This is a genomic window from Candidatus Aquicultor sp. (assembly GCF_054640775.1).
Map to the genome: position 1 here is coordinate 1 of NZ_JBTSLF010000158.1, position 5,779 is coordinate 5,779.

Sequence of the window (5,779 nt, forward strand, 5' to 3'; positions counted from 1 at the left end):
GGTCTATGCCGAGTGTTAAACGCGCTGTACAAGCGCGGCTGGATCAAGAGGGCCCGCGCTGTCCTCATGCGCAGGGGAACCGACCCCTGGGAAAGTCATAAGGACGGGATGATAAACACCGCCATTCCCGAGACAAAGGTACCGAGCCACCAGGGCCCGGATGCCCAGACAGTAATCCCGGGACTGGACATTACAACGATTGCAGGAGCAGGTCCCTACAACTTAAGCCACCTGCACTTTGCGATGGTCGAGACGACAAGACCCGTGAGCCTTGATGAACTGCGTCATGCTCTCTGGGAGGAGCCTCGAATTGTCTTTATCCGCTCAAGCAACGGTTTAGTGGCGCTCAACTCGGTTATTGAACTCATGCGCGACCTCGAGCGGCCCCGCAACGACATGTGGGAAGTGGCCGTATGGGAGGATGCGCTGGCTGCCGATGAGCGTGAGGTTTACCTTTCCTTCCAGGTTCATAATGAAGCGATTGCTATTCCTGAGAGCATCGATGCCATACGCGCCTTGACTGGCATTATCGAAAACGGACAAGAATCCATCGAGAAGACAAATCGCGCGCTCGGCATAGTAAAGAGCTTTCTGCCAAAAACTATGCCGGAAGAGGCTGTTCATGTGGCGATGGGCAAGGCATTGGAGGAGGCGCAGCGTGAATTCATGGAGGAGGGCTTCAAGGGGTCTGAAGAGCCAACGAAAGCCGAGCCGTCCCCAGAGCAGAAGCGCATCGCGTAGAGGTGACGGTGTAGCATCGTTTTATCGCTTATGTGATGGGTAGAGTTGTGCGGAGAGAAACATGAAACGTATAGCCGTTGTTACCAGTGGGGGCGATGCGCCCGGCATGAACGCCGCCGTGCGTGCCGTAACCAGGATTGCCATCGATGCCGAGCTGGAAGTGTTCGGTGTTCGCAGGGGATACGAGGGTCTAATCAATGACGATATGATCTCCCTAACTGCTCGTGACGTAAGCGGTGTTTTGCAGCTCGGTGGAACGTTTCTGGGTACGGCCCGAAGCGAAGAGTTCAGGACTGAGGGCGCGCAGAGAAGGGCTATTGATAATCTGGGCCGGCGTGATATAGGCGGCCTCATCGTTGTTGGCGGCAATGGCTCACAAAAAGGTGCGCATGCGCTGTTTAAGCTCGGATTTCCGGTTATGGGTGTCGCTTCAACCATCGACAACGACCTTTACGGAACCGATATTTCCATAGGCGTTGATACCGCGCTCAATATAATTATTGAATCGATAGACAGTATAAAAACGACCGCGGAATCGCATCACCGCGCTTTTCTGATAGAAGTAATGGGGCGGCATTACGGGTACCTAGCGCTGATGGCCGGTATTGCTGGTGGGGCCGAGGTGATCGTTACCCCCGAGTTTGAGATAGACCCGGCCACCGTGGCCAAAGAACTGCGCTCAGCTCATGGGCGTGGTAAACGATATGCTCTAGTGGTGGTCACCGATGGCGCTCAGAACAATGCCGAGACCATCTCACAATATTTTAAAGAGCACGGGCAAGAGATCGGGTATGAATTGCGGGTAACGATACTCGGCCATGTACAGCGAGGAGGTGCGCCAACCACCTTCGACCGTCTTCTTGCCACCCGTCTGGGTGCTGCGGCGGTTCAGCAATTAAGGCGAGGTGGTAGCGGACAGCTTACTGGATGGGTTGATGGTCATGTAGCGTATACATCGCTTGAGGAAGTGGTTTCCAGTAAGAAGACGTTAGACATGCAGATGTGGCATCTGGGTAGGACGCTGGCAGCATAACATGTCGATTTTGCTGTTATCGATGTAGCCGGCCTGGTAGAGCGTGGTTCTGTTTATGAAAGGGACGCGGATGAAGGAACTATTTTCTCTAACACAGGACCCCGCGTTTCTTCTTATTGAGGAAGGATATAATCCTCTTCGAGAACGGGAGATCGAATCGTTGTTCACGGTTGGTAACGGCTATCTCGGCACCCGTGGTTCACTTGAAGAGCAGGAGCCGGTATCCGACCCCGGCACGCTGGTAGCAGGCGTTTATGATAAAACGAGCGCTGATGCAATCGAAGAGCTGGTTGTAGCACCGGACTGGTTATTTACCCGAATCTATGCTTCGAGAGAGACAGATCATCCTGCGCTGGCCGCACGGGAACACGCTAAGGGGCTCACCGACCTGAAGATCGATGAGCTTTTAGGCAAACACGTAGATGCCTGGGACCAGCGCTGGCGGACAGCATTGATCACGATCCGGGGCGACGGCGCGCAAACGGGCTCAGGAGTTGTTAACCGAATTGGGACTTGGAGAAAGGCTGCAACATTACCCAAGCGAGCTTTCGGGAGGGGAAAAGCAGAGGGTGGCCGTTGCGCGCTCGGTTGCAAACAGCCCCCAGCTTATCCTTGCCGACGAGCCGACCGGGAATTTGGATTCGAAGAGCGGGCACTTTGTTGCGGAGCTTATGAGAAAGATAGCAAAAGAACAAGGGCGCGCGGTCGTTATAGTCAGCCATGATATGAGGATCGTAGATATTGCGGATAGGGTTCTCTGGCTTGAGGATGGCAGGCTAAAAGAGAAAAAGGAGTTTTCATTACCTTAAATTAAGGTTATAAACCCTTGAGGTGATTAAGATAAAATGCGCCACGAGCATGCCCATCCTCATAAAGAGGAACGAACAATCGAGTTAAGCATCGAACATGTGCCCGATTACCAGGAATATGCTACTTTTTTTGAAAAAAGGCTGATTGCCCAGCCGAGCGTTATAGCGGCACACGTCGACCTTGAAAAAAGGATTGCGACTGTTACCTATAATCCACCCGGCATTACCGAGGAGCAACTTAAGAAGATAGTCGATGAAGCAGACGAGGAGATTCGCCATGAGATTCATGGGCACATCCACCTGGGAAGTACGGAGATCGAACCACAAGTAGCTCCCGAAGCGCACAAGCATGAAGTCCATAACCACGTTGCTCCGGCCTGGCAATCAGAATACGGCCTCGAGACCGAACATGCCGGGCATGGTCCTGAGATGGTAAAGCAACTTAGAAACGCCTTTATCGTAACGGCTATCTTAACGGCGGTCGTTGTTTTTACCTCGCCAATTGGAGAGGCGATTATAGGCCGCACGATACCGCTACCGATTGACCGCAACCTTTTTCATTTCATCTTTGCAACACCGGCCGTGCTTTACGGCGGGTGGTTTTTCTTTACCGGAGCTTGGCGTGCTTTAAAACTACGCACGACAAATATGGCCACGTTGGTTTCGGTTGCCGTGCTCGCCGCCTACCTTTACAGCGTAGCAGCGACCTTTATCTTCGGCGGCGAGACCTTTTATGAGGCGGCAACCATGCTTTTAACCTTTGTTTTGCTGGGGCACTGGCTTGAGATGGCGGCGCGCGGTCGCACCAACGAGGCGATCAAAGCCCTTTTAGATCTCGTACCGCCAACGGCCAATCTCATCGTGGATGGTGAAGTGAGGCAGGTTCCGGTTGAAGATGTTAAGAAGGGAGACCTGCTCTTGGTTCGCCCTGGTGAAAAAGTCCCGGTTGATGGGATGATTTCAGAAGGCCAAACCTCGGTTGATGAGTCCGCCATAACGGGTGAATCGCTCCCCGTTTCTAAAAAAGCTGGTGATGAGGTAATTGGCGCAACCATCAACCAGGAGGGTGCATTTAGGATGCGGGCGACCAAAGTCGGGGAAGATACCACACTTAGCCAGATTATCGCCCTCGTTGAGGCGGCCCAAAGAACCAGAGCACCGGTACAGCGCATTATCGACCGGGTGGCATCCTATCTGGTGCCTGTTGCCATTGGCGGTGGATTGCTCGCATTTTTGATATGGCTTAGCTTTAGCACCCAAGGGCTTATATTTGCCCTAACGGCCGGCATAGCGACGGTTGTTATCGCTTGTCCGGATGCTTTAGCGCTCGCCACCCCAATCGCTATAGTGGTTGGAACCGGTGTCGGGGCAAGAAATGGCATCTTAGAGAAAAATGCCCTTGCGCTTGAGCGATCAGCTCGTATCAACACCGTTTTGTTTGATAAAACCGGAACACTTACTGAAGGTCGCCCTGAAGTACGAGATATTATTGCGGTTGGCAGGCTGAGCCACGATGAGCTGTTGCGACTTGTTGCCGGGCTTGAGGTGGGGTCAGAACATACAATTGCCAGGTCAATTGTGGCCGCCGCCAAGAAAAGGGGGATAACCGATCTGCCATCGGTTTCAGATTATCAGGCAGTTCCGGGACGTGGCGCAACCGGCGTGATCGAGGGCCATGAGGTTATGGTTGGCAACCTTGGGTTTATGAAGGAAGAGGAAATCGATATTTCAAGGGTTGAGGCCGAATCCCGCCGGCTTGAAGAAGAACATAAAACAATGATCTTTGTTATCCTGGACGGCAATATGGAGGGTGTGCTTGGACTTGCAGACCGCATAAAACCTGAATCCAGGCAAGCCATAAAAGAACTGCATGATATGGGCATTGAAGTAGCGATGATCACCGGGGATAACAAGGCCACTGCCGAGGCGGTAGCAAAAGAACTCGGTATTGATAAAGTTTTTGCCGAGGTATTGCCCGCCCAAAAAGCAGAGAAGGTTAAAGAGCTGCAAGGCCAGGGACGGTTAGTTGCAATGGTGGGCGACGGTATTAACGACGCGCCCGCCCTTGTTCAGGCTGATCTCGGAATCGCCATCGGGGCCGGAACTGACGTGGCGATAGAGTCCGGTGCAATAGTTCTCATGCGAAACGACCCCCGAGATGTTGTAAAGGCCATCCACCTCGGCCATCTGGTTTTGGGTAAGATCAGGCAAAATATCGCCTGGGCGATTGGATATAACGCGATTGCATTGCCAATTGCGGCAGGCGCCCTCTATCCGTTCACCGGTTTGCTTCTAAGCCCGCAGGTTGCGGCAATCGCGATGTCGGCAAGTACAATTACGGTTACGATAAACTCGCTTCTCTTAAGCCGCCAGGCCAGGCGCTTAGGTTAGGAAGATTTAATACCCAGCCACTTTTCATATCCCATTGTAATTTTAGCTTGTATTACCAACGGTTTTTAATTTCAAGTAGATTGCTTAAAGACAAGTCTTTGTATCAGTGACCGTATAGCTCGCGCATTAGTTCTATACCGGAAAAATTTAAGAGTATTTTGGGTAAAATATTTAGTATACAGGTATCAAACGGCCGGGGGAGGACTGCCTTGGAAGAAGTTGCCTCAAGAGAACAATTGGAGCGTGCAATTGAGACTATCCCCGATGGCGTCGTTATCATGAATAAAGATGGTCGTATTGTGTTCGCAAATGCCGCAGCTGAGGCGATATTCGACCTGGCTCGAAAGGACATCATCGGGCGCCCCCAAAGCGACCTGGCGTTTAAAGTAACCACAATAGACGGTAAACCCATACCCAAGGAAGAACACCCATTTTCCAAAGTTATACAGACAGGAGAGCCGATATATAACTTTAAGCACATTCACGAACATCCCGACGGAACCCGTGTACTTGTATCAGCCAATGCCGCACCCCTTCACGATAAAAAAGGTGCTGTTGTGGGTCTGGTGGCATCATTTACAGATATTACCGAGCGAAAAAAGGCAGAAGAGGAGCTTAAAGAATCTGAGCGGCGGTTTCGCACTTTGCTGGAAGAGGTCCCACTTATCGCTGTAAGCTTAGACATCCAGGGCAGAATAACGTTTGTAAATGACTTCCTTCTTAACCTTACAGGTTGGGATAAAGACGAGGTTATCGGCAAAGACTGGTTCGATACATTTATACCGCGTGAGCAGCGGGATAAATG

At 51.8% G+C, this 5,779-nt stretch carries 5 protein-coding genes and 1 pseudogene; all 6 read left to right on the top strand.

The window, feature by feature from the left end; all coding sequences use genetic code 11:
* Nucleotides 1–741: type II glyceraldehyde-3-phosphate dehydrogenase (locus ACYC56_RS11500; RefSeq protein WP_461374323.1), on the top strand; the 741-nt coding region annotated here is incomplete at its 5' end.
* Between the two features lie 61 nt (nt 742–802).
* Nucleotides 803–1,774: an ATP-dependent 6-phosphofructokinase gene (locus ACYC56_RS11505; protein ID WP_461374324.1), complete on the top strand. Its 972-nt coding sequence runs from the start codon at nt 803–805 to the stop codon at nt 1,772–1,774.
* A gap of 70 nt (nt 1,775–1,844) precedes the next feature.
* Nucleotides 1,845–2,096: pseudogene (locus tag ACYC56_RS11510) on the top strand (glycoside hydrolase family 65 protein); the annotation flags it as partial.
* Nucleotides 2,097–2,280: 184 nt separating this feature from the next.
* A complete protein-coding gene (locus ACYC56_RS11515) occupies nt 2,281–2,583 on the top strand; it encodes an ATP-binding cassette domain-containing protein (RefSeq protein ID WP_461374325.1) in 303 nt (100 codons plus the stop codon).
* A gap of 36 nt (nt 2,584–2,619) precedes the next feature.
* Nucleotides 2,620–4,974, top strand: a complete 2,355-nt coding sequence (locus tag ACYC56_RS11520; RefSeq protein ID WP_461374326.1) for a heavy metal translocating P-type ATPase — start codon at nt 2,620–2,622, stop codon at nt 4,972–4,974.
* Between the two features lie 209 nt (nt 4,975–5,183).
* A partial coding sequence (locus tag ACYC56_RS11525; protein WP_461374327.1) for a PAS domain-containing protein occupies nt 5,184–5,779 on the top strand: 596 nt, incomplete at its 3' end.

Excerpts from the sequence above, each read along its gene's own strand:
- ACYC56_RS11505 (WP_461374324.1), top strand. The coding sequence starts at position 803 with ATGAAACGTATAGCCGTTGTTACCAGTGGGGGCGATGCGCCCGGCATG.
- ACYC56_RS11520 (WP_461374326.1), top strand. The coding sequence starts at position 2,620 with ATGCGCCACGAGCATGCCCATCCTCATAAAGAGGAACGAACAATCGAG.